This is a genomic window from Marinobacter sp. 1-3A (genome assembly GCF_016597775.1).
GTDB lineage: Bacteria > Pseudomonadota > Gammaproteobacteria > Pseudomonadales > Oleiphilaceae > Marinobacter > Marinobacter xiaoshiensis.
The window spans coordinates 50,112-74,020 of the sequence record NZ_VCGZ01000009.1 but is presented as its reverse complement, the minus strand read 5'-3'; the positions used below and the strand labels follow the sequence as shown (position 1 = coordinate 74,020).

Below are 23,909 nucleotides of genomic sequence, written 5' to 3'. Positions count from 1 at the left end.
TTAGAGCTTCCAGAGTGCGAATGCGACGTGATTAACGACAGCTCGCCGGCAAATGCTTTTCGTTCACATTCTGGCCGTAACAGGTCCAACTGATCTCGCCCTCATCGACGGCAGGTTCAAGCACGATATATTTGGACTCGCCGGAATCATCCACGCCCATTTCGACCCCGATCATGCCGTCGTCATATACATCAATTGAATAGTTCTGCACGTCATTTTCCAGGATTAACTCCGGGTACCCCAGTTCTTGCATGGTTACCGGCCAAGCCTGGTTCTCAGTGGCGTAGGAAGTGACTCGAGCCTGTACCTCCTGAGCCATGGAGTATGCAGCCGAATAACGTGCCCTTTCGACATACTGCTGGTAAGCAGGAATTGCCAGCGCAGCCAGCACACCGATGATCGCGACAGTCACCAGCAGGGATGCAGCTCCGCCCGCACCACCACCCACCCGGGGCACAAACATCGATAACACCCAGGCCCCAAGGCTGCGACGAGGATGCTTTACCTCCCTGCCCTGTGCCAGTGCCAAGGCGGTCGCCATGCGTTTGGTCAGCCACGGATAGTCGCCGGTCAGTTCGTTGAACGACATCCAGAACCCACTGGTTGCCTGAATCTGACTGAGGTATGCATCCACATTGATGGTCTTCCAACGGGTATCCCCTGCAGCAATGGCTGCTATGGCGGACTTGATATCCTCTGAAGACTGGCAACAGGCAACGCCGTAGCGATCACAGGTGTATTCCTCTGCGCGGCGCAGAGCCGGCCCAACCACCGGCAACAGCGAGCCCGGCATGACAAACGCGCGCCAGGAAAGATGCTTGCGGTGTATGTGGCCAAGTTCATGGCCAATATAGAAATCGACTGCGCCCGGCTGGTCTTCCAGGGCGTCAATGACATCGGTAAACAGCACCACGAAATGACGACCGAGAAATTTGGTGGCCAGCGCATTAAAAAAATCGGTACGAAGCAGGTATGCCTCAGGCAACTCTGTGACGCCAACTTTTTCAGAACAACGAACCAGCCGTTCATATAGATCCGGATACTGATCCTTACTTATGCGCACACCCGAGCCTTTCAGGTGGGAGATAAATGCCGAATGCGCAAACAGAAAAAACACATAACCCAAAAGCAAGTACAACAACAAAATCCCGAACGTCCCGACAAACAACGCAAGCCAGATAACCGCTGAAAACACGACCGCTATCCTGAGCAACGGCTTCTCGTTCTTGTAAACCAAATCCATGGTATTCCCTCGTTAAGATGCTTACAGAGTGACCGGCGAGTGCACAGCGCAAGACCTGAGCCAGCTATGACTGAGTTTTATTGCAGCGCACCCACGCAGCAAAGCCGGCGATTATAGAGAAAAATATCGAACATCTTCCACGACTACATGTCGATTTCGCAGGCTCGGAGGTGGGACACGCCTGCCAAAGCCGAGCTCCATGGCTCGAAGGCAAGCGACCATGTATAATCCAGCGTTTCAATTTCCCCTTGTGAATCAATTAAACGGTCGCCAGAAAAACCCATGGAAAAAACCTACCAGCCAGAAAACATTGAGCGCCAGTGGTACGAAAACTGGGAATCCAAAGGTTACTTCCGCCCCAGCGGCGAAGGTCAGGCATACAGCATTGCGATTCCGCCACCCAATGTGACCGGCAGCCTGCACATGGGCCATGCCTTCCAGCACACCATCATGGACACCCTCACTCGCTACAAGCGCATGCAGGGCCACAACACCCTGTGGCAAGTGGGCAGTGACCACGCAGGTATCGCCACGCAAATGGTGGTTGAACGCAAGCTGGCGGCGGAAGAGGGCAAAACCCGCCACGACCTTGGCCGGGAAGACTTCATCAAGCGCATCTGGGAATGGAAGGAAGAATCTGGCGGCACTATTACCGGCCAGATGCGCCGGTTAGGTAACTCCGTTGATTGGGATACCGAACGCTTCACCATGGACGACGGCTTTTACAAAGCTGTACAGGAAGTATTTATTCGCCTGTACGAAGACGGCCTGGTATACCGCGGCAAACGATTGGTGAACTGGGACCCGAAGCTGCACACCGCTATTTCCGACCTGGAAGTTGAGAACAAGGAAGAAAAAGGCTTTTTCTGGCACCTTCGCTATCCACTGGCCGACGGTGCAACCACCCAGGATGGCAAAGACTATCTGGTCGTCGCCACTACCCGCCCGGAAACCATGCTGGGAGATACCGCCGTAGCCGTTCATCCGGACGACGAGCGCTATCAGCATCTGATTGGCAAGTTTGTCATGCTGCCGTTAGTAAACCGCCGCATACCGGTGATTGCCGACCACCACGCCGATCCCGAGAAAGGCTCCGGCTGCGTGAAGATTACGCCAGCACACGACTTTAACGACTACGCCGTAGGCAAGCGTAACAACCTGCCGATGATGAACGTGCTGACTCAGGATGCGGACATACGTGAGCAAGCCGAAGTATTCAATAGTGACGGCACAGAGAACACCGAGCTGGATGCCAGCCTGCCCGCAGCTTACGCGGGACTGACCCGGGAAGACGCGCGCAAGCAGATCGTGGCCGATATGGAAGCCGCCGGTCTGGTTCAGCAAGTGGAAGACCACGTACTGAGCGTTCCCCGTGGCGACCGATCCGGTCTGATTATCGAGCCAATGCTGACCGATCAGTGGTTTGCCGATGCGAAAAAACTGGCCGAGCCTGCCATTGAGGCGGTCGAAGACGGTCGCATTCAGTTTGTGCCCAAGCAGTACGAGAACATGTACTTCTCCTGGATGCGTGACATTCAGGACTGGTGTATTTCCCGCCAGCTTTGGTGGGGCCACCGCATCCCTGCCTGGTACGACGCCGAAGGCAATATCTACGTAGGCCGCAGCGAAGAAGAAGTCCGCCAGAAGCACAACCTGGCAGCGGATTTCGAGCTGAAGCAGGACGATGACGTTCTGGATACCTGGTTCAGCTCCGCCCTGTGGACCTTCGGCACCCTGGGCTGGCCGGAAATTACCGAGCGCCTGAAAACCTTCCACCCTACCGATGTATTGGTGACAGGTTTTGACATCATCTTCTTCTGGGTTGCCCGGATGATCATGATGACCATGCACTTCATGAAGAATGAAGACGGCACCCCGCAAGTCCCCTTCAAAACTGTTTATGTAACCGGCCTGATCCGCGATGAACACGGCGACAAGATGTCCAAATCCAAGGGCAACGTGATTGACCCTCTGGACATGATCGACGGCATCGATCTTGCCACGCTACTCGAGAAGCGCACGGGCAACATGATGCAGCCCAAGCTGGCAAAGAAAATTGCCAAGCAGACCGAAAAGGAATTCCCGGAAGGTATTTCTGCCCACGGCACCGATGCCCTGCGCTTCACTCTGGCAGCCATGGCCACTACCGGCCGCGATATCAACTGGGATATGAAGCGCCTGGAAGGTTACCGTAACTTCTGCAACAAGCTGTGGAACGCTGCCCGTTACGTGTTGATGAACGTGGAAGGCGAAGACTGCGGCGTGAATGGTGAGCCGGTAGAACTGTCTCTGGCGGATCGCTGGATTATCAGCGCCCTGCAGCAGTGCGAGCAGGACGTGACCCGCCATCTGGATCAATACCGTTTCGATCTGGCGTCCCATGCCTTGTATGAGTTCATCTGGAACGAATACTGCGACTGGTACCTGGAGCTTTCCAAGCCTTGCCTGAGCGACGACACCGGCAGTGTTGAGGCGAAGCGCGGCACACGCCGCACCCTGGTTCGCGTGCTGGAAACCGTTCTGCGTCTGGCGCACCCGATCATGCCGTTTATCACGGAAGAAATCTGGCAGCGCATTGCACCGCTGGCTGGAAAATCCGGTGACAGTATCATGTTGCAGCCATTCCCGCAGGTGGACGCCAGCAAGCACGATGCCAAGGCTGTTGAAGACATTGAATGGCTGAAGGGCGTGATTGTGGCGGTGCGCAATATTCGCGGCGAGATGAACATTTCCCCAGCGAAGAAAATTCCGGTGCTGTTCCGTGGCAACAGTGCAGAAGGTCAGCGCCGGATGAATGAAAACCGTCAGTTCCTGAGTTCTCTGGCCAAGCTGGAAAGCCTGGAATGGTTTGAAGGCGATAAAGCACCCATGAGTGCCACTAAGTTGGTTGGCGATATGGAAGTGTTGGTGCCTATGGCTGGGCTGATCGATAAGGATGCGGAGCTGAAGCGGCTGGATAAGGAGCTGGAGCGTTTGCAGAAGGAGATTGGACGCCTTGAGGGTAAGCTGAATAATGAGAAGTTTACTGCGAAGGCACCTGCGGAAGTGGTTGCCAAGGAGCAGGAGAAGCTGGCTGAGGTTCAGGGTAATCTGGGCCGGTTGCAGCAGCAGCGCGCAGATATTGAGGCCATGTAGGCATGGTGTCTGCGGGTAAGCGTTCCGGGGATGGCGGGGTGATCGCCATTCTTGGAGCGGGTTCTTTGGGGCGGCTTTGGGCCGCCCTTTTGCCTTCTGCTCTTTGTGGTTTCTTGCCTCGACTCTCTAATGATTTGTCTGAGCATGAATTTGGGCTTGGGGGGAGCTTCAGCCGTCAGGCGGGCCTCCCCGAAACACGCTGTGAATACGTCCTTGTACGCTCTGTTCCGCCATCCCTGGCTCCACAAGGTTTCGGGGAGGCCCGCCTGACGGCTTCGCCAAACTCTGGTGATGCCCGCATCCAGGTTAGTCTGCCTTGGCTTCAGTCAACTGAAGTATTGAGGCTGATGCTGGTAACAACTAAAGCTGGTGATACGCTTGCGGCTTTGAAAGCCTGGCTACCTCACATTCCAGCAGGCATACCCATCGTCTTATTTCAAAACGGTTTAGGCAGTCAGCAAGCAGTTGCTGAACGGTGGCCGGAGCGGCTGATTTTGGCTGCCAGCACTACCGAAGGCGCGAACCGCCCTTCCCCTGAAGTACTGGTTCACGCCGGAGCAGGAGATACCTGGGTGGGCGCGCTTACGGCTAGTGCCGCTGACCACACCGCGAGTGTTGTTCAGCAACTAGCTGAAACCGGCTTGCGGGTTCATGCTGAGGAGAACATTCTGCAGCGGCTTTGGCAGAAGCTGGTAGTGAATGCCGGGATAAATCCGTTTACAGCCCTGCTCGACTGCCCTAACGGAGACATTCTGAACTCACCTCTTTATCAGCAGAACATTGATGAGCTTTGCTCGGAGATATCTGTTTTGTTGGAAGCTGAGACCTCAGAAGCCATTGCGCCGGAGGTTCTTCGGGAGCGTATAGAAACTGTGGCGAGAAACACCGCCAGCAATACGTCTTCCATGCGCGCGGATGTTTTAGCGGGTCGTAAAACAGAGATTGACTATATCAACGGCTATCTAGTGCAATGCGGAAGGTGCCATAGCATTGCCACGCCGGTAAACCAAATGCTGACCGAACGAGTACAAGGTCTATAAGGCTTTTAACCAATCAGCTTAAACTACCAGGAGCAACATCATGGGCAACCGCCTTTCCAAGATTTACACCCGCACAGGTGACGATGGCACCACCGGCCTGGCCGATGGTAATCGTATTGCCAAAAACGCTCAGCGTGTTGAGGCAATGGGCATGGCCGATGAGTTGAACTGCCATATCGGCCTGTTGATCGAAACCCTGGACAGTGATGATGACATGCTGGAATCCATGCGCCGCATTCAGCATCACCTGTTTGATTTGGGTGGTGAGTTTGCGATTCCCGGAAGCAAGGCGATTACTGAAGATCATATTAGCTGGCTGGAAAATCTGCTGGATGAAATGAACGAGCCCTTGCCGCCTCTGAAGAACTTCATCCTGCCAGGCGGAAGCCCGGCTGCAGCTCAGTGCCACTTGGCCCGCGCCGTTTGCCGCCGTGCGGAGCGTGTAGTGGTAGCCCTCAGCCATGAGGATTCAATCAACCCTCTGGGACGCCAGTACCTGAACCGTTTATCAGACCTGTTATTCGTAGCTTCAAGGGTGTTAGCGCGCCGGGAAGGCGCTGAAGAGATTCTGTGGGATCAAAAGAAGTCGGGAATGTAGCGCTCACGCTGGGCGTAACATTGCACTCACCATAATCAGGCAAGGTGTGGCGCAAAGGCTCCGGAAACTGTGCGGAGCCAGGGATGGCGGAGCCAAGCGTACACGGACGTATTAACAGCGTGTTTCCGGAGCCTTTGCGCCACACCTGGCCGTCTTAAAAACTAAACCTTAAACGCCTCAACAAGCCTCTGCAAAGAAGCCGTCAAATCAGACATTTCCTGGGAAGAAGCCAGAGTCTCTTCAGCGTTCGCGGCAGTCGATGCACCCAACTCGCCAATGTGAGCAACGCTAGCATTCACATCTTTGGAAACTGCAGACTGCTCTTCAGCGGCCTGGGCAATCTGGTGGCTCATGTCCACAATCACCGAAATACCCTTGGCAATTCTGCTCAACGCCTCAGTAACCTCTGCCGACTTCTGAACGGTTGTCTGAGTAACGTCACGGCTATTGGTCATGGCCGCTACGGCATCTTTTACGCCACTCTGAAGTCGTGAAATCATGCCTTCAATTTCTTCGGTCGACTTATGAGTGCGCTGGGACAGCGAGCGCACCTCATCTGCAACCACCGCAAACCCACGCCCCTGCTCACCCGCACGGGCTGCTTCAATGGCAGCGTTCAAGGCTAAAAGGTTGGTCTGCTCAGCGATGGCTTTGATTTCAACCAAAACCTGACTGATGTTGTTGCTGTCTTCACTCACCCGGTTGATCACATCTACAGCGCCAGAAATCTCGGTCGCAAGACGGTTGATGGTTTCAACGGTATCGGAAACAACGCCGCGGCCAGTTTCCGTATCTTGCTCTGCAGCGGTGGCGCTGTCTGCAACCCGGTGGGCGCTTTCAGTAACCTCACTCACCGCCTCGACCATCTGGCTCATAGCCTCATTAATCTGGCCACTCTCGGCCATCTGATGCGTTACTGCTTCGCTGTTAGCGGCAGCCGTGTCCTTCACTCGCGTGGCCTGCTGATCAACTTCCTGTGTTGTCTGGCCTACAGAGCGTATCAGTTCAGCCATACGATCCGTCATATTGTTGAACTCACCCGTCAACTCACCAAGCTCATCGCGATTATCAAGGGAAATCCGGGTCGTCATGTCGCCAGCAGCAACCTTGCGCGCTGCTTCACTAAAGCGATTGATGGCAGTGCGCACAGACATGAAGAAGCCAACATAGAGATATACAACAAAAAGCAAAACAACAATCAGCGCGACTACTATGAGGCGACGCTGGCTTAGCTCTTGCTCCAGCCTGGCTCCCAGATTGGCATCGACCACATCAAACGCTGCATCTTTTAGCTCAACATAGCTCCCCAGCTTCGCAGAAATGCGCGAATCATAATCTGGCCATGCCATCTCCAGCCGCATTGGCGCAATAATATTAACTTCAAGCAACTCACGTGCGTTCAAAAGACTTTCATCAACATCTTTCAATGCAGTTCCCGCCGAGGCGGCAAACGCCGGCGACGCATCTGCCGCGAGGGTCAAGGCAGGCGAAAGCAGTGAACTACGATTAGTCAGCGCATCATATATTTCATTCAGATTTTCGCTGAGGGCATAACCTAACTGACCGTCAACAAGAGCGAACAGGCCATAGGAACGTGCCCGCCCCAATTCGCTGCGGGCATCTGGAAGAGTTTCACGGATAAGACCAAGAATGAGCAGGTTTTCCCTCGAGGCGCCTTGGCCCAAGCCTGACGTTTCTATCGTGGCGGGAATCAGTGCAAGCGCTTTCTGAACAAATTCCTGAAAATATTTAAACTGGGGATCAAAGTTGGTCTGATAGTTATCATCCCCACGAATGCTCTGCCACTCCGCTTTTAGCGCCTCTACCTGGTCGGCCCACGCCCCGGAGGTATCAAAAGAACGCGGCTCTGCAGTCAGGCTATCAAGAATAGAGCCTATTTCGCTGGCGATCTTGTCGGAAAGAGCTTTGAGACTAGCTTCATCTTTGGCTACTGCTGGCGCCCGATAATCCCGATAATCAATAGACGCGTCTACAAGGCGATCGATCTGGCGCAGCTGTTCAAGACCCTCTACACCCCGGGTCATGGTCGCGACCGAGCGGTTGAGTTCTGTCATCACAAGCCAGGACAACCCACCAATCGGGAGGAGGAACAGGATGCTGATCAGGCTGAACTTGTACAGCATCGGCAACCGGTTCATCAGTGCTACTGCGGGATTAATGAGTTGCTTCACATCGACCCTCTCTTTGAAATGCAAACAAATGAATGCATGTTCTGTTCTTATTATCGCCCAAACAGGGGGAAACTTAAGTAATTTTTATTATCCAACCAGGTTTCAGACAACGCCTGCGATTACGAGCAAAGCAAGTGCGCAAATCCAGACCAGCATACTCCGGCTGAGCAGGTCCCTCACCGCACTCAAACTGCGGCCACCAAAGCTGGCCCACTCATCCTGGTGAATCCGGGAAAAGCGGGCTGGATCAAGCGCATACCCGGTTAACGACCCATTGGCGGAAATCATGAGCACCTCTGACGCCTTTTTCGTGACACCCGCCATCGCAGCTCTGGATTCACGCAGCCAGCCCGACAAGTCACCGGCAATCCCAAAAGTTATTGACAGCATTCTTACCGGCACCCAGCTAAACCATTCACATGCTTTGGTATACCATGGCCTGGCGCCTGCCTGCGGCCACTGCTCAGACAGTGCGACTAATCCCCGCACAAAAATTGCCAGGCCTATGCCTCCCACCACATACCAGAATGCAATTAGGAAGAAACGCTGAAAAACTGCCAGCATCAGTGCTTTGGATAAGGCAAGGTGCATGATTTCTGGTGATGCGGCAGCGCCCCGCTCGTTCGCAGGCAGCCGCTCCTGTATAAAGTGCCAGGCAGCCTGCATGTCGCCCTTCCGCCAAGCTTCCGCATAAGGCTCAAGCACTTGCCGCCAGCCAGGCGACCCCATAAGTAGCACAAGCACCAGAATTTCCAGCGGGTAGGCAGCAAGCCGCCAGCCGTATAGCCCCAGTGCATATATGCCCAAGGCAGCGAGCAGTGCTGGTACGACGATCAAAAAAAGGCCAGCCCCAATACTTGATTCGCGTCCTGCTTTAACAACGGTGCCCTGGCGAAACCAGCGCCGCCAGAGTTCATCCCCGGATATCGCATTCAGGCTATCAAGCCGCCTGCGAACCAGGTAGGCAATGAGAAATACCACCAGAATCATCTAAACAGCTCCTTTGGGAGACAGTTCAGCACTGTTTTTGTCCAGTCTGAACTGCATGCAGAGACGCCTGAAAGTGTTGCCAGTCAAATGCAGGCCCAGGGTCTGTCTTGCGACCGGGCGCAATATCACTGTGGCCAGTAATGCGGTTGTTGGTTATATCGGGCCAGGCAGAACCGATCACTACCGAGATTTCTGCCAACGCCCGATACTGCTCAGCCGTGTAAGGAATGTCGTCTGCGCCTTCAAGCTCAATTCCAATAGAGAAGTCGTTGCACTCTTCTACACCCTCAAAGCAAGATCGCCCCGCGTGCCAGGCTCTTTCCAACAGGCTGACAAACTGAACCAGGCTGCCATCCCTGCGAATCAGTGCGTGAGCTGACACGCGCATCCCGGCAATTGTTGCGAAGTAGGGATGCAAATCCGGATCCAGGCAATTGGTGAAGAAGTCTTCAATATAGGTGCCACCAAACTCGCCGGGCGGCAAGCTGATATTGTGCACTACCAGAAGGCTTATGGTGGTGCCTTCCGGGCGAGGGCCGTAGTTCGGCGAAGGGCACCAGCGAGCAGATTCAAGACGCCCGGTTTCGCGAAGCGTCTCTATGTTTTCGCTGCAAATGGTCGTACTAACATGATCGCAGGCTGAATGGGGCAAGATGAATCCATTATTATCAGAGCATTACACTGTGATCTGATTGAATCACAAAGTAACACCTGTTACCACGGATCAATCTTTGCGGGTATTGCGCAGGTTGTCGATGATGGATTCCAGTGCTCTGTCAAAGATAAGCCCATCATCAAGCATACACACAGTACCTGCCGCCATTGCAGAGGCCAGCTCCTGGCGATGATACTCCGCCACCTTGGCACCGCTGCGATTAACAAATATATACTTACCCGTGGCCCTGATAACAGCCGCCAACTTACAGCGAAGCTTGGTCTCGTCGCGGGTCAGCTCAACCCAGGCGCCAACACGAAGACTGTCAGCCCGGTTCAACCACTCAGCCGCAACCTCTTCCACTGCCTGCTGTGCAGGCGCTTCAATCACGAGTTCTGACAGCACATGTTGTTGCTGCTCGTTCGTTTCAGCCTGTGCTCCGGTGTCAGACAGTCCAGTCCCGGCTTCGGGTGCCACAAAAGCTTCAACAAACGGCTCTTCGTCTTCCACCACAGGTGCGGCCCGCAAGGGGGCCGTTGCCAGTCGCTGAAACACATCCACGTGAGCCAGTTCGAGATCCCTAACTGCGGTATCTGTTGCAAATGGATCCCAGGAAATTTCCTGAAGCGCCATGCGGAAGTCATCCACAATAGCCGGGATTGCGCGAAGCAGGTCGCTTCGGGTAGAGCTTTCAACCGGTTGAGGATCCACACTCCAAACAAGGTGACCAGTCAGCTCTTTTGCATCTGCCCAGCGCTCGCTTTCTTCTCCTACCCGCAATACCACCCACTGCAGGTATTTTGTCCATGCTTCCGTGAGCATTTCGAGCACAGGCTCAGGAATATCCCTGCCTGCTGTATGCCCTGCAATCAGCGCATCAGCAACCTGGGACGCCTGCTCCTGCCGCGCCCTGCCCTCCTCGGCATCGCGCAAACGTTGTTCTACCAATTCCCGGCGGCGGCGATCAAGGTCCGTAAAGTGGCAAAAATCCTTTAATAGCTCTTCAAAGAGTGACACATTGTTAGTGAACTCACTCAACACCCGATCCACAACTGCCTCGATCTTTTCGTGCAGGGGGTCGCGTTGACCGGCCCGCTTTTCAGTCCAGCCAATGGCGGATAGTGCCAGCTCGTTCAACAACTTCCTTACCGGGTGGCCGCCACGGTTAAAAAAGTTCTTGTCGCTGAGGGCAACTTTCAGAACAGGAATCTGCAAACGCCCGATAAGCGCTTTCATAACCGGGTGCAATTGCCTGTCTTCCAGGATGAAATCAAACAACATGGAGACCAGGTTGATGACATCATTGTCTACCTGCCCGATGCTTGCTTTTTGACCATTAGCCGCCCGGAGCACCGGCTGAAGCCGCTGATCGAGAGAGGCAACTTCACCACCTTCCCACTGGCTGAAAGATGTCTGCGCCTCGCTGAGGCGAGCCAACAAGCCATCAGTATCCAGGTAGGCCTCATCAGCCCTGTCCGGCTCAAACATAGTCTGGGATGCACCTCGCTGATGCAGGAGCGCGCTCAATTCGGAAAACGTTGCATAGGAAGAACCGCCCTGGATCTGGTCATGACTGTAATACTGGCCGCCGCTGACTTCACCCGATCCTGCGCTCGCGCCTTGCTGCACTGAGCTTGGCGGCACCGGGGCAGAGGTCGCAGACCTGGCTCCAGCTGAACGGGCTGGTGGACGTTTAACGTCTGGAAGAACACCTTCTGAAACCAGCGTGCGGTTCGCTTCCTGATAAAAATCGCCAAGCGTATCTGCCAGCAGGCGATCAAACAGCTTGAGAACAATAAGCTTTGCACGGATGTCGATATCGAGATCAGCACAAGCCTCCGCAATACCGCCACAGAGCACCTCGGGACTGAGAGGCATCTGACTGCCGGAGAGATCTACTCCCGTCACCAGATGGTTCACCCGCAAAGACAAAAGCTGGATGGGGGCCTGATATTGATTTCGTAGCTTATTGATCAGGTTATCAATCGCTACCTGTTGCTCCAGATCTGAGTGTTCCAGAAGGCTCAGGGAATCCCGGTCAACTTCGTCCAGCGCACTTGCGGTCTGTCGGGGCCGGAATTTGCCAATATCATTAAAAGCCTGACTGACGTACTGCAGCATTGAAACAACCATGGCTTTGCGGCGCAGCCGCAATTCGCGCATGGCATCAAAATAGACCGTCTGATCCATGTTGGAGCCGGCACGATCCGCAAGTTCAAACAAGGCATCGTCAGCACGCTCGAAAAAACGTTCGAGCACACCCTTCAAGGACTGACCGGATGAGTCTCGCAGGCGAACAAGGGCCGGCGGCAGATCAAACCGTGAAAACGATTTCTGCCCGGAAAAACTGACAACCTTGTTTTCCTGCTTCATTGACCACCCCTCAGCCAAGGTATGTGAAACGCCTGACCATCGTTTTGAAACTACTCTGATTACATATCATACGAGTTAGTAGCGTCACCTTGTGTCAGAAATTGTCACCTTTTGTGTAGAGCAGACCCAGATCACAATTTTGGCATAATTTGGCGAAACCGCTAGCGGGCTATAGAATCGTGCCCCTTAACTGATTCAGAACTCTTTGGCCCCAGACACAAGCGGATGCATGACCATGAAATTCACTGAACGCCTACGCCAGTCACGAATTGAATCCGTCGCAGCAAGCCTGCGAGAAGATATCGGCGATGGCGATATCACGGCTCAACTTATTCCATTGGAGAAGCAGGCGACCGGTCATGTTATTACCCGGGAAAGAGCCCACATCGCCGGGCGCGAATGGGTGAATGAAGTATTCCGCCAGGTAGACAGCTCAGTTACTCTGGAGTGGCTGATCAAGGATGGTGAATCCGCTTCCCCCAATCAGGTCCTGTTCCGCATGAAAGGCACAGCCAGAAGCCTTTTGACCGCAGAGAGAGCCGCTCTGAACTGGCTGCAAACCCTTTCAGGCGTTGCGACAAGCTGCGCAGGCTATGCTGAGCGAGTTGCTCACACCAGCGTACGCCTTCTGGATACCCGCAAAACGCTGCCGGGGTTGCGGCTTGCCCAGAAATACGCAGTAACCTGCGGCGGCTGCCACAATCATCGTCTCGGGCTTTGGGATGCATTTCTGATCAAGGAAAACCACATTTCCGCTTGCGGCTCCATCGCCAACGCTATTGCTGCTGCCCACAGAATTGCCCCCGGCAAGCCTGTAGAGGTAGAAACTGAAAACCTCGCGGAGCTGGAGCAGGCCCTTAGCGCCGGAGCTGATATCATCATGCTTGATGAGTTTTCCATGGAAGATCTGCGCACAGCCGTTGCCATGAACGAGGGGCGAGCTAAGCTGGAAGCGTCCGGTGGCATCAATACAGACACACTGGTTCCCATTGCAGAAACCGGTGTCGATTACATTTCCATCGGCGCGCTGACCAAAGATGTCAAAGCCATTGACCTCTCCATGCGCCTGGACTGAGCCGGGCGGCTCAGTTTGAAAGAACAGTGATCAGCTACCAGAGAGTAGCTGATCAACAGCCTCTAGCTCCTGTACCAACCCCCGCCCTGATTCCTGACGACCACGAAAGTACTCCTCTGCCATAGGCGCAATGCCTGAAACCCTGGGCAAAGGGTGGCCATTTTCAACAATGAGTTTCATGCGCTCAAGAAACACAAACTGAATCCACTGGGTAAACGCCAGGGTATCGATGCAAAAGGGCTCGGTGCTGTCGAATGCTTCAATCGGCGGGCGCTCGACCGCCCACATATCGAGTTTGCGCAGTTCCATCTCAATACCAAGAAGGCAATCTGCCACCTGCCCTGTAACGTCACCTGTGCCTGACATAAATACCCCCCCTCAATCTGCCAAGGGCTCAAGCTCTACCGTCTCGCCGTTCAACACGCGATACAAATCATCAAACTGCTTTGTAAGCGCGTGCTTTGGCGCCATGTGAATGAGCGGCTGCCGACACTGGTGAGATTCTTTCATTTTTACAGAAGCTGACAAGCGTACTGGCAGCACTGGAAGCCCTTCTTCGATCAGTTCTCTTACCAGTTTTTTGGGGAGGCTGGCACGGGGCTGAAACTGGTTGGCGACAATACCCTCCACCACAAGTTCTTCATTGTGATCTTCCTGCAGGTCTTTAATTTCATTGAGAATGTTATAAAGTGCCTGACGGGAAAAATCATCACAATCAAATGGGATCAGGCAACGCTGAGCCGCGATAAGTGCCGAGCGGGTGTAGAAGTTCAAGGCGGGCGCTGTATCGATGTAGATTTCGTCGAAGGACTCACCCAGCTTTTTGAGGGCTTCCCGCAACTTGTAAATCTTGTGCTTTGCTTCCAGTTTGCGCTCCAGAAAATCCAACTCTGGACTGGAGGGCAACACATAGAGGTTTCTGAACGGCGACGCGTGAACAAATTCCTCCGGGCGCCGGTTGAACACCTTGAAAGCCACCGTTTGCTCTAGCATGTCTGCAACCGTATCTTTGAGCTCGCTGGCCGGTTTGTCCAAGAGATAATGTGTTGAGTTTCCCTGGGGGTCCAGATCAACAACCAGCGTGCGCTTGCCTCTTGCCGCGCTGATCGCTGCCAGGTTGCAGGTAATACTGGATTTTCCAACTCCGCCCTTCTGGTTGAATACTACCCGTCTCATGTCATTTCTCCATCTGGCGCTTTATTCAGCGTCTTATCGTTTGATTGCTGTCTTTGTGTTTGGTTATGTCTGTGCCTTTGACTCACCATTGCATGACCGTTTTCACGAACGGAATAGTGAGACGTCGCTGTGCTTGCAGGGAATTTTCATCGAGGGTATCGAGAATACTCAACAATTCTCCGAGACGCCTTGGCGCACGGCGCATGATAAAGCCGGCAACGTCGTCCGTCATTGATAGTCCCCGTTGCTCGGCACGGGCCATGAGAATTTTTAACCGGTCATCGTCACGGTAAATTCCAAGCTGCACCGTAACACCGTGATGCAACCGTGAGACCAGATCTGGCAACACAAAGGGCAAGGAGCCAGGAACCTCCGAGAGACTGACTACGAGCATACGCCCACCGTCGTGCAGGCGGTTATAAAGGTGAAAAACCGCCTCTTCCCAGTCTGCCTTACCGGCTATCCGGTCAAGATCATCAAGGGCAACAACATCCATGGTATCCAGCCCGGCAAGCGCTTCTGGCCCGAAAGGTTCCAGTTCTGCAATACTGATACACACGGCTGTTTTCCCTTCGGCCTCTCCATGGTGACACGCTGCCTGCAACAGGTGGCTTTTGCCCGTATCAGAATCGCCGCACACCACTACCACCGGCAGCCCTTCAGGCTGACTGAACACTGATAAAAGCCGCAGCGCAGCTTCCCGGTTGCGATCCCCGTGAAAATTATCAAAACGTGCATCATCCCGAAGGCGGACACCAAGAACCAATTGCGATGCGCTCACGACTGCCTGGCCCTCCTTGCCCGTGCACCCCAGACGACCATGTAATGGCCCCCGCTAAACACAGCTGAAGCCGCAACCAGCCAGATTCCTGCATCCAGCCACCCCGGCGGTACCGGCAAGCCAGCCATGATCACAATAATGCCCAGAATCACCAGAATCTGAACCAACGTATTCAATTTTCCGGGCATGCTGGGTTCCATTTCAAAGCGACCGATACCGTAATGATAAACCAGTGCACCACCAACAATCAGAAGATCCCGCCCGAGTATGAGCGCGAACAGCCACAACGGAAGGACAGAAGTGTAGGTCAGTACCAGATAGGCTGTAATTAATAGCGCTTTATCTGCCAGAGGGTCGGCCACAGCACCAAAGCGTGAACGCCAATTGAAGTGCCGAGCGAGGAAACCATCAAGACCGTCAGTCAGCGAGGCGACAGCAAATATAAACAACGCAAGGCGGTACTCTTGTACCAGTAACGCCCTGGCAAAAGGAGCAATCAGCAATATGCGCACAAACGTCAAAGCATTGGGAATCCAGCGCCAGGCGTAAGTGTTCAATGTGCTGCCTCCGGTTGCGGCTTACTGCCCGCCATCATTCACAATGACCGGCACAGGTTGCCAGCGGTAATAGAGGACCTGATAGAGCGACTCAAATGCCTGCTCAGCCTCTTCTTCATCTGCAGGAGATGGCTGGTAGGTAAACATAGACGGCTCAGCAGGAGCTGTTTCTGGAGCTACTTCCGGACTAATCTGCCCGGGTTGCGTCTGAGCTGGCTTTGCAGGAGCTTCTGGTGACGTCAAACGAGGCTGCGGCATATCCTGAGCTTCACCGTCAACCGGCACAAACCTGGAATCCAGGGCAATATATTCTCTGAGCTGATCCAACTCACCGGAAAACGCCACTCTGAGCGTTAGTTGCTCACCCTTGAGCCGGGACGCACCTGCACTTACAACCGGAGTCAGCCCCTCAAGAACCTGGGTAGCCCTGCCATAGTCCGTAACTGAGGTAACGCCGCGAAGAACAATATCAACCTGCGGCAAGTCTCCAACCTCGCCGGCTGCAACTGCGTAACGGCTGGCGTACAACTCTGCCCAACGATTAACCAACGCTTCCGCCAAAGCTTCCCGCGTATCGGCACTGACCGCCTCTTCACTACTATTAAGCTTTGCACCTTCAAACACCCAGCCTGCACGCCACTGACTACCAGAGCGGCTGACACGAACCAGAGCAAGCACATCGTGCTCAACGCCCTCTGAGGCAGTGCGGACACGACCGGTGAATTGCCCCCAGATGTCCGATAACAACTCTCTATTATCGCTGAACCCGGCTGGCGGCAGCGTCACCGGAAGCCCCCGCTCCTGAGCCGCGCGGGCAAATGCGGAAGTCCAGATTCCGGAGTCTCCGGTGTCGGCAAGTCCTTCACCCGTCCCAGTCACGAGCTTGCGAACACCGCGATCTTCTACGGCGACCCACGCCAAGGTCAGAGGACGGTTTGCACCCCAAACAGGGGCACCAATCGACGCCAGTGCACGGTTAACACCCACTGCACCAAATGCCATACTCAAACGGCTATCGCCATTTTCACCACGGAGCACCTGATAGGAAAGAAGCAGGGATTCGGCATCTGCCATCAAAGCCTTGGCGCCGTCCAGTGCAAGCACCTCACGGGTGCCAGAAATTCGCACAAAAACCCGGGCTAACCCGTCTGCATAGCCCTGCGCCAGAGCATCCGGGCCGGAGCCGGTCACAGGAACCTCAACAGTATAAAGCCCTGACACCGTAACGGCTGTCGCGGGTGTGGATACTGCCACCATAAGCGCACAAATAATGGCAAGCCAAAGGGCTGATAAGGACTTTAGAGCCCGGTTCTGGTCTGGTACTGGCATGAAACACCCTGCTGTTCGCATGAATGGCGCATAGGATACACCATGGCCCGGAGCCTGAGTAGCCGACCCGGGTTGCTGAAATGCAATCTTGCCCGCGCCGGACCGCCCAGTTACTCGAATCTGCACCCGCTCGCAGCAATTGCACTTGGACCCCCACACCGCACCTGCTAAAATCCGCCGCCTGACCCACTGGCCTAATGGTTAAGATCCCCATGAGCGAACAGAAGCCTTCCCTGACCTACCGCGATGCCGGCGTTGATATTGACGCCGGTAATGAACTTGTCAGCCGCATCAAGGAAACCGCCGCACGTACCCGGCGCCCTGAGGTTCTGGGAGGGCTTGGCGGGTTTGGTGCCATGGTGGCAATCCCCCCCGGATACAAAGAGCCAATTATGGTGTCCGGCACTGACGGCGTGGGCACCAAGCTCAGGCTGGCCATGCAACTTGAAAAGCATGACAGTATTGGCATAGATCTGGTCGCCATGTGCGTGAACGACCTTATTGTGGGTGGGGCAGAGCCCCTGTTCTTCCTCGACTACTATGCCACTGGCAAGCTGAATATCGACATCGCCGCAAAGGTAGTGGCGGGCATTGGCGAGGGCTGCGAACAAGCCGGCTGTGCCCTGGTAGGGGGTGAAACAGCCGAGATGCCGGGCATGTATGAAGGCGACGACTACGACCTGGCAGGATTCTGCGTTGGCGTAGCAGAGCGCAGCGAAATAATAGATGGCAGTAATGTGCGCGAAGGCGATGTTTTGCTGGCGATGGCTTCTTCAGGCCCTCACTCCAATGGTTACTCGTTGATTCGCAAAATCCTTGAAGTTAGTAACGCCGACCTCAAACAAGCTGTTGGCGACACCACACTGGAAAACGCACTGATGGAGCCCACACGGATCTACGTCAAAAACGTGCTGAAGCTGATCCGCCAAGTGGACGTAAACGCCCTGTCCCACATTACGGGTGGCGGCTTACCAGAAAACATTCCCCGGGTTCTGCCTAAGGGCATGATTGCCGCTATCGATACTGCAAGCTGGGAGCTACCCCCTGTATTCCAATGGCTGAAGGAATCCGGCGGCGTTGCCATTGAAGAAATGTACCGCACCTTTAACTGCGGCATTGGCATGATCGTTTGTGTTCCTGAAAACCAGAAAGATCTGGCACTGGATACTCTGAAGGTACTGGGAGAAACTGCCTGGCAGGTAGGCGTGATAGAGCGCGCTGAAAATTCAGAAGATGATGCAATAGTGCGCTATGCGCCGGGGCTTCTGTCAGAATGAAGGCAGACCAACCAACGCTACCCAAAATTCTGGTATTGGCCTCCGGCAGCGGAACCAATTTCCAGGCCCTGGTAGACGCAAGCCGGGAACGGGATTTCCCCGGCCAGGTCATCGCTTTGGGGTGCAACCAGCCCAAAGCGTTTGCCCTCGAGCGAGCAGCCCAAGCAAATATTGAAACTTTTGTTGTTGATCATAAAGGGTTTGGCTCACGGGACGAGTTTGACGCAGCCTTGATAGCTCACATTCTGCGCTACAACCCGGACGTCATCGTGCTTGCAGGCTTTATGCGCATCCTGACCCCGAGCTTCGTTCAGGCATTTCGCGGCAAACTGCTGAACATTCACCCCTCACTTCTGCCAAAGTACACTGGCCTGAATACCCACCAAAGAGCGCTCGATGCGGGTGATGACACACACGGCGTCTCCATTCACTTCGTAACTGAAGAGCTGGATGGCGGCCCGGTGATTGCACAAGCAGAAGTGACTGTGCTGCCTGAGGACACAAGTGAAACCCTTGCCGAAAAGGTGCAGCGCAAAGAACACCTGCTGTACCCAATCGTTGTGCGCTGGTTCTGCGAAGGAAGGATCCAGTTGGGTAGTGATTACGTGCTGTTCGACGGCCAGATCATGAAAACACCCATGCGCCTCCCCGACAATTGAGGCGCACCTTAACAGACTGTCACCACGTAATGCCCACCGACCCGCTAGACTTTCAAAATACATGAAGGATTCGAGGTCAAAAACATGTTTCCAGTCTCAAGTATTGTGCCCGTCCTGCAGGCAGGCCGAATCACTTTAGTCAGCCTCCTGTGCATGCTGGCGCTGCTGTTGAGCAACGCGGCACAGGCAGAGATACAGACAGCCCCTGATCTGTTTCCTTTTGAAGTCAGCTATGGCGCCTCCATGGAAAAGGGCGTCTCCCTCAATGGCAGCGCCAAACGCATCCTGACCTCCCAAGGCAATGGTGTGTGGCTGTATCGCACAGAGGTGAAGTCTTTCATTGCAGACTTGGACGAATCTCTGGTACTTAAATGGGAAGACGGCAAAGTTGTTCCCCTGAGATACCGGTATCGCCTGTCTGGCTTCCTGATCAAGGATAGAAAGCAATCGATCGATTTTGACTGGAAAGCCGGAGTGGCCACGGGGGATTACAGAGGCAAATCATTCGAGGTAGCGCTGCAGGAAGGCCTTCTCGACCCTCTTGGCTTTCAGGTACAACTGCACCAGGATATCCTGAACGGCAAGCGTGAGATGGAGTATCAGGTTCTCGATCGCGGCAAGATTGATAGCGAGCGCTTTGCCGTTGTAAATGACGATTCCGAAAGGACCGATGGTGGCGAATCACCGCTGCTCAAAGCCGAGAAAGTTCGTGAAAACTCCAAGCGCGAGACCTTGATGTGGTTTGATCCGGACAGCCAATACGTTCTGGTTCGCCTGCTGCAGGCTGAGCCAGACGGCAGCAAGTACGAACTCAAGCTAAAGAGTGTGGACCTGGGAGGTTAAACCTCCCGGCCCGCCTCGACCCACACTGCCTTAACTTCATCCGCAATAATGCGCAGCCCTTGCGCTACCCGCTCGTCGTCCTGTGAATAGGTCACGCGCAGGCATTCTTCGCGATGCTTCCAGCCGTCCTCAGGCAAACCGGGGAAGAAGTAATGCCCCGAAACCACCAGCACCCCACGGGCCTTTAATCTCTGGTACAACTCCAGGCTGGTAATGGGCAAGTCCGGGAACCACAACCACAGGAACATGGCACCCTCAGGCTTGTGTACGTACCAGCGGCAACTGTCTTCACCCATGGCCTCGCGAAACGCCGCTACTGCCCGCTCCATCTTCCGCTTATAAAACGGGCAAACCACATCCCGGCTCAAAGACAGGATTTCTCCGGAACGAACCAGCGGCTCGGCCAGCATGGCACCAAAGCTCCCTGTAGCCAGGTTCATGATCGCGTTAATTCCAGACAAGGCTTTTATGACGGGCGCCGCAGCAATCACAATGCCTGTGCGCGCTGCCGGCAAGCCCAGCTTGGACAAGCTCAGGCACAAAATAATCTGTTCGTTCCAGGTGGGTTTGGCATCCACAAACAACAGGCTTGGAAAAGGTGTGCCGTAAGCTCCGTCAACGATCAGTGGCACGTCGTGCAGGCGGGCCATTTCTTCCAGCCGGGCCATTTCTTCATCTGTAACCACGTTGCCCGTCGGGTTGGTTGGCCGGGATACACAGATGGCACCTGTCTCCCCTGTGACTTCTACCGCATCAAAATCCACACGGTATTTGAATTCGTGCGCATCGGTGAACGAAATGTCAGGCTGCACAGCGTGAAACAATCCCGGCTCGATACCCGCATCGGCATAGCCTATGTACTCTGGCGCCAGTGGCAGCAGTATGTGCTTGCGCTGGCCTTCGCCATAATCGCCACCAAACATGTTAAACAACATGAAGAAGGCGGCCTGACTGCCGTTGGTCAGCGCGATATTTTCCGGTTTAAGATCCCAGCCATACTCTCGGCTTAGCAGGTCTGCCAGTGATGCAATAAACTGTTTTTCTCCCTGAGGGGGATCGTATACTCCCACCAGCCGACGGACATCGCTTTCACTCCGGCTCATGTCCGCCAGAATTTCCTGCACCCGCGCCTGAATTTCAGGGATGTGCCCCGGATTTCCACCCCCCATCATAATCATGTCATCGCCCGACGCCATGGCGTTACCCAAGTCATCCATCAGTGAGGTGATGCCTGCGTCTGCAGTGAACTTACGGCCAAAAGTGGAGAGTTTCATGGGGTTGCATCCATTTGATCAGAACTGAACGTTTAGCGGGTATTACGGAAAACCTGCTCTGAGGCGGGAAATGACTCAGTCTCCTGGCGAGATACCAAGATTGCTGATGCCTTCATTGGCAGCAATTTCCCGGATTTCGGCAATGAACTGCTCTACAGGTGTGCGCTGGCGCTTCAGCCCAAGCACCAGATTGCGCTGGAAAGCTTTATCTTCTTTCATCAGGGGGTGTGAGTCGAGCAAGCGAACCAGCTCATACTCTTCCAGCCCTTCACCTTCAGACAGCTCAATAAAGCTCATCACCGTGTTTGTCGCCAATTGCGAGGCTTCTGTGGCCCGGTGCTTTGAGGGATTCAGTCGATTCAGCAGCGCCTGCTCCAGCAGCTGGCAGAAGTCGAACGCCGGGTATACTCCATAAGCGTCGTAGGCATCCACGTCCGGAGACAAGGCTTCGAGCTTTACCAGCAGTTGCGGTATGGCAGACTCGGCTACATCTTCCTGAAGTGTGCCCCAGGCAAGATCGAGTATCTGGTGCATTTTGCCGCCGGTTTTAAGGTCAACGGCCTCGGCAAAGAGCGCGTAATTCGGAAATGACCGCTCAGCAAGTGCCAACAGGAAGGCGCATTCACGCCATCCCTGCAACTGGGCTACCGCTTTAAGAAACTGGTTGGCGTTCATGTTTTTGGCAATGTTACGCCGGTCTGGCCAAAGTACTTTCCGCCCCGATCTTTGTAGCTGGTCTCGCAAATCTCGTCAGATTCGAAGAAGAGCATTTGGGCGACACCTTCATTGGCGTAGATTTTCGCCGGGAGATTGGTGGTGTTGGAAAATTCCAGGGTTACGTGCCCTTCCCACTCTGGTTCCAGCGGCGTGACGTTTACGATGATACCGCAGCGTGCGTAGGTGGATTTACCCAGGCAAATGGTGAGTACGCTGCGAGGTATACGGAAGTACTCTACTGTGCGCGCAAGGGCAAAGGAGTTCGGCGGGATGATGCAAACGTCGCCGGTGAAGTCTACGAAGCTTTTTTCGTCGAAGTTTTTGGGGTCGACGGTGACCGAATGTACGTTGGTGAAGATTTTGAATTCGTTGCTGCAACGTACGTCGTAACCGTAGCTTGAGGTGCCGTAGGAGATAACTCGACCCTGCTCTCCGTCACGAACCTGCCCGCTTTCGAAGGGCTCGATCATGCGGTGCTGTTCAGCCATTCGGCGAATCCACTTGTCAGCTTTGATGCTCATGGCGAAATCTCGTTTCTACTTGGGAAAATTGGGGCGTAGTTTACCTGTTCGGCTGGGTTCTGTCGAAGCCTCGCTGTGCCGCCCAGAGGGTTCTGGTTTTGGGGGCTGCAGTCACGGGAAAGGCGGTTCAAAAACCGCTTCAAGCACATCCATGTGGGCTTGTCTCCGGCCATCCCTGGCCTACGACATTTTTGAACCGCCTTTCCCGCGCCTGCGATCAGACCACCGAGCAGCCCGCTGCGCAAACCAGCTACCAGCTCCCAGCTCGTATCTAGTGTGACTTCACAGACACACTTGAGATAGCGCCGCTGAGGTTTCGCTCCCTTGTGGAAAGCTCTGCCCCAACACGGCGGGCGATGTCGCGGTATCGGAGAGCTACTTCGGACTCAGGTACCGCAACTACAGTAGGCTTGCCGCCGTCGGTTTGTTCGCGAATGGTCATGTGCAAGGGCAATTGGCCCAGCAGGGTTGTTTCGTATTCGTCGGCAATGCGCTCACCACCGCCAGCACCGAAGAGATGTTCTGCATGACCGCAGTTGCTGCAGATGTGCACGCTCATGTTTTCCACAACACCCAGCACGGGGATTTCGACTTTTCGGAACATTTCTATGCCGCGTTTGCCGTCCAGCAGGGCGATGTCCTGGGGCGTGGTGACGATGACTGCGCCGGTAACCGGGACTTTCTGGGCCAGGGTGAGCTGGATGTCGCCGGTGCCTGGGGGCATATCGATGATGAGGTAGTCGAGCTCATCCCATAGGGTTTGTTGCAGCAGCTGCATAACGGCGCCGCTCACCATGGGGCCACGCCATACCATGGGAGTTTTGTCGGTGGTTACGAAGGCCATGGACATGCATTGGAGGCCATGAGCTTCCATAGGGACGAAGTACTTTTCTTCTCGCACGTCCGGGCGCTTACCTTCGGGAACCCCAAGCATCATGCCGATGCTGGGGCCGTATATATCGGCGTCAAGAACACCTACGCGAGCACCCTCGGCATGGAGTGCGAGGGCGAGGTTGACGGCTGTGGTGGATTTGCCCACGCCACCTTTGCCAGAGGCAACGGCTATGATGTTTTTGACTCCAGGAACAGACGGCAGGTCTTTTTGCACTTTATACGAGTGAATTTTCTGAGCCACATGCACTTCAGCAGATTCAACCCCATCAACATTTTCCAGCGCATTGGCAACTAACTGCTTCAAGCCACCTGCGATCCCTTTGGACGGGTAAGGCAGCTCTATCATCACCGTAACTTTGCCTGTTTCGTCAGCTACCAGTGACTTTACGGCACCCAGGTCGTAAAGATCCTTTTCCAGGTAGGGATCTCGGTATTCACGAACGGCCGTTTGCAGGGCCTGCTCTGAAATTTGTGTCATCTGGCTCTCCGTAAATAAGCTCATGCGGGTTTTCAGCATGAAAACAGGTGTTTCGGGTGAAAATCATCTGCTCAAAAGGTATCATCTGTGCCCGTTTCTGAC

The 23,909-nt window shown here is 54.5% G+C and carries 21 protein-coding genes; 7 read left to right on the top strand and 14 right to left on the bottom strand.

The genetic code is table 11. The features are described from left to right. Positions 1–31: 31 nt before the first annotated feature. Complete coding sequence (locus FE848_RS14125; protein WP_200204288.1) at positions 32–1,243, bottom strand: pilin; 1,212 nt, start codon at positions 1,241–1,243, stop codon at positions 32–34. A 282-nt stretch (positions 1,244–1,525) separates the two neighbouring features. On the opposite strand from FE848_RS14125, the gene FE848_RS14120 reads away from it, so the two are divergent. Genes FE848_RS14120 through FE848_RS14110 form a run of 3 tightly spaced genes read left to right on the top strand, consistent with a single transcriptional unit; the run spans position 1,526 to position 6,016 of the window. Next, positions 1,526–4,378 carry a valine--tRNA ligase gene (locus FE848_RS14120; RefSeq protein WP_200204283.1) on the top strand — a complete coding sequence of 951 codons (2,853 nt, stop codon included), beginning with the start codon at positions 1,526–1,528 and terminating at the stop codon, positions 4,376–4,378. 2 nt (positions 4,379–4,380) lie between these two features. Continuing rightward, positions 4,381–5,418 (top strand): ketopantoate reductase family protein, encoded by a 1,038-nt coding sequence (locus FE848_RS14115; RefSeq protein ID WP_200204272.1) that lies wholly within the window; start codon positions 4,381–4,383, stop codon positions 5,416–5,418. 40 nt (positions 5,419–5,458) lie between these two features. Next, complete coding sequence (locus FE848_RS14110) at positions 5,459–6,016, top strand: cob(I)yrinic acid a,c-diamide adenosyltransferase (RefSeq protein WP_200204267.1); 558 nt, start codon at positions 5,459–5,461, stop codon at positions 6,014–6,016. 161 nt (positions 6,017–6,177) lie between these two features. Here FE848_RS14110 and FE848_RS18905 read toward each other — a convergent pair whose 3' ends face one another. The 4 genes from FE848_RS18905 to FE848_RS14090 all read right to left on the bottom strand — a co-directional run bounded on the left by FE848_RS18905 (position 6,178) and on the right by FE848_RS14090 (position 12,226). Next, positions 6,178–8,208: a methyl-accepting chemotaxis protein gene (locus FE848_RS18905; protein ID WP_200204263.1), complete on the bottom strand. Its 2,031-nt coding sequence runs from the start codon at positions 8,206–8,208 to the stop codon at positions 6,178–6,180. A 102-nt stretch (positions 8,209–8,310) separates the two neighbouring features. After that, positions 8,311–9,198 carry a histidine kinase gene (locus FE848_RS14100; protein ID WP_200204261.1) on the bottom strand — a complete coding sequence of 296 codons (888 nt, stop codon included), beginning with the start codon at positions 9,196–9,198 and terminating at the stop codon, positions 8,311–8,313. A gap of 25 nt (positions 9,199–9,223) precedes the next feature. After that, on the bottom strand, positions 9,224–9,850 hold the full coding sequence (gene ampD / locus FE848_RS14095; RefSeq protein WP_227715360.1) for a 1,6-anhydro-N-acetylmuramyl-L-alanine amidase AmpD: 627 nt from the start codon (positions 9,848–9,850) through the stop codon (positions 9,224–9,226). Positions 9,851–9,922: 72 nt separating this feature from the next. Next, positions 9,923–12,226 (bottom strand): DUF1631 domain-containing protein, encoded by a 2,304-nt coding sequence (locus tag FE848_RS14090; RefSeq protein ID WP_200204259.1) that lies wholly within the window; start codon positions 12,224–12,226, stop codon positions 9,923–9,925. A gap of 235 nt (positions 12,227–12,461) precedes the next feature. On the opposite strand from FE848_RS14090, the gene nadC reads away from it, so the two are divergent. Next, positions 12,462–13,301 carry a carboxylating nicotinate-nucleotide diphosphorylase gene (gene nadC / locus FE848_RS14085; RefSeq protein WP_200204257.1) on the top strand — a complete coding sequence of 280 codons (840 nt, stop codon included), beginning with the start codon at positions 12,462–12,464 and terminating at the stop codon, positions 13,299–13,301. A gap of 30 nt (positions 13,302–13,331) precedes the next feature. On the opposite strand, the gene FE848_RS14080 is transcribed toward nadC, so the two are convergent. From FE848_RS14080 to FE848_RS14060, 5 genes are all read right to left on the bottom strand, one after another. Next, positions 13,332–13,667 carry a YqcC family protein gene (locus FE848_RS14080; protein WP_200204255.1) on the bottom strand — a complete coding sequence of 112 codons (336 nt, stop codon included), beginning with the start codon at positions 13,665–13,667 and terminating at the stop codon, positions 13,332–13,334. 12 nt (positions 13,668–13,679) lie between these two features. Then, complete coding sequence (locus FE848_RS14075) at positions 13,680–14,477, bottom strand: ParA family protein (protein ID WP_200204254.1); 798 nt, start codon at positions 14,475–14,477, stop codon at positions 13,680–13,682. 82 nt (positions 14,478–14,559) lie between these two features. Beyond that, on the bottom strand, positions 14,560–15,258 hold the full coding sequence (gene hda, locus FE848_RS14070; protein ID WP_200204253.1) for a DnaA regulatory inactivator Hda: 699 nt from the start codon (positions 15,256–15,258) through the stop codon (positions 14,560–14,562). Next, complete coding sequence (locus tag FE848_RS14065) at positions 15,255–15,815, bottom strand: CDP-alcohol phosphatidyltransferase family protein (protein ID WP_200204252.1); 561 nt, start codon at positions 15,813–15,815, stop codon at positions 15,255–15,257. Before FE848_RS14065 ends, hda begins: the two co-directional genes overlap by 4 nt. Positions 15,816–15,836: 21 nt before the next feature. Beyond that, positions 15,837–17,144 carry a DUF2066 domain-containing protein gene (locus FE848_RS14060; protein WP_200204251.1) on the bottom strand — a complete coding sequence of 436 codons (1,308 nt, stop codon included), beginning with the start codon at positions 17,142–17,144 and terminating at the stop codon, positions 15,837–15,839. A gap of 212 nt (positions 17,145–17,356) precedes the next feature. Here FE848_RS14060 and purM point away from each other — a divergent pair, with 212 nt between their 5' ends. From purM to FE848_RS14045, 3 genes are all read left to right on the top strand, one after another. After that, entirely contained in the window at positions 17,357–18,421 is a 1,065-nt protein-coding gene (gene purM / locus FE848_RS14055) for a phosphoribosylformylglycinamidine cyclo-ligase (protein ID WP_200204250.1), read from the top strand. Then, positions 18,418–19,080, top strand: a complete 663-nt coding sequence (purN, locus tag FE848_RS14050) for a phosphoribosylglycinamide formyltransferase (RefSeq protein WP_200204249.1) — start codon at positions 18,418–18,420, stop codon at positions 19,078–19,080. The genes purM and purN overlap by 4 nt, the downstream gene beginning before the upstream one ends. A gap of 84 nt (positions 19,081–19,164) precedes the next feature. Then, positions 19,165–19,923 carry a DUF3108 domain-containing protein gene (locus FE848_RS14045; RefSeq protein ID WP_200204247.1) on the top strand — a complete coding sequence of 253 codons (759 nt, stop codon included), beginning with the start codon at positions 19,165–19,167 and terminating at the stop codon, positions 19,921–19,923. On the opposite strand, the gene FE848_RS14040 is transcribed toward FE848_RS14045, so the two are convergent. From FE848_RS14040 to apbC, 4 genes are all read right to left on the bottom strand, one after another. Further along, positions 19,920–21,197, bottom strand: a complete 1,278-nt coding sequence (locus FE848_RS14040; RefSeq protein WP_200204244.1) for a valine--pyruvate transaminase — start codon at positions 21,195–21,197, stop codon at positions 19,920–19,922. The genes FE848_RS14045 and FE848_RS14040 overlap by 4 nt on opposite strands. Positions 21,198–21,272: 75 nt before the next feature. Then, positions 21,273–21,872, bottom strand: coding sequence for a YjaG family protein (locus tag FE848_RS14035; RefSeq protein WP_200204242.1), 600 nt, complete (start codon positions 21,870–21,872; stop codon positions 21,273–21,275). Beyond that, the gene (gene dcd, locus FE848_RS14030) at positions 21,869–22,435 is read right to left on the bottom strand and encodes a dCTP deaminase (RefSeq protein WP_200204240.1); all 567 of its coding nucleotides are present in this window, start codon (positions 22,433–22,435) and stop codon (positions 21,869–21,871) included. Before dcd ends, FE848_RS14035 begins: the two co-directional genes overlap by 4 nt. A gap of 271 nt (positions 22,436–22,706) precedes the next feature. Beyond that, on the bottom strand, positions 22,707–23,831 hold the full coding sequence (apbC, locus tag FE848_RS14025) for an iron-sulfur cluster carrier protein ApbC (protein WP_265091941.1): 1,125 nt from the start codon (positions 23,829–23,831) through the stop codon (positions 22,707–22,709). Positions 23,832–23,909: the final 78 nt, after the last annotated feature.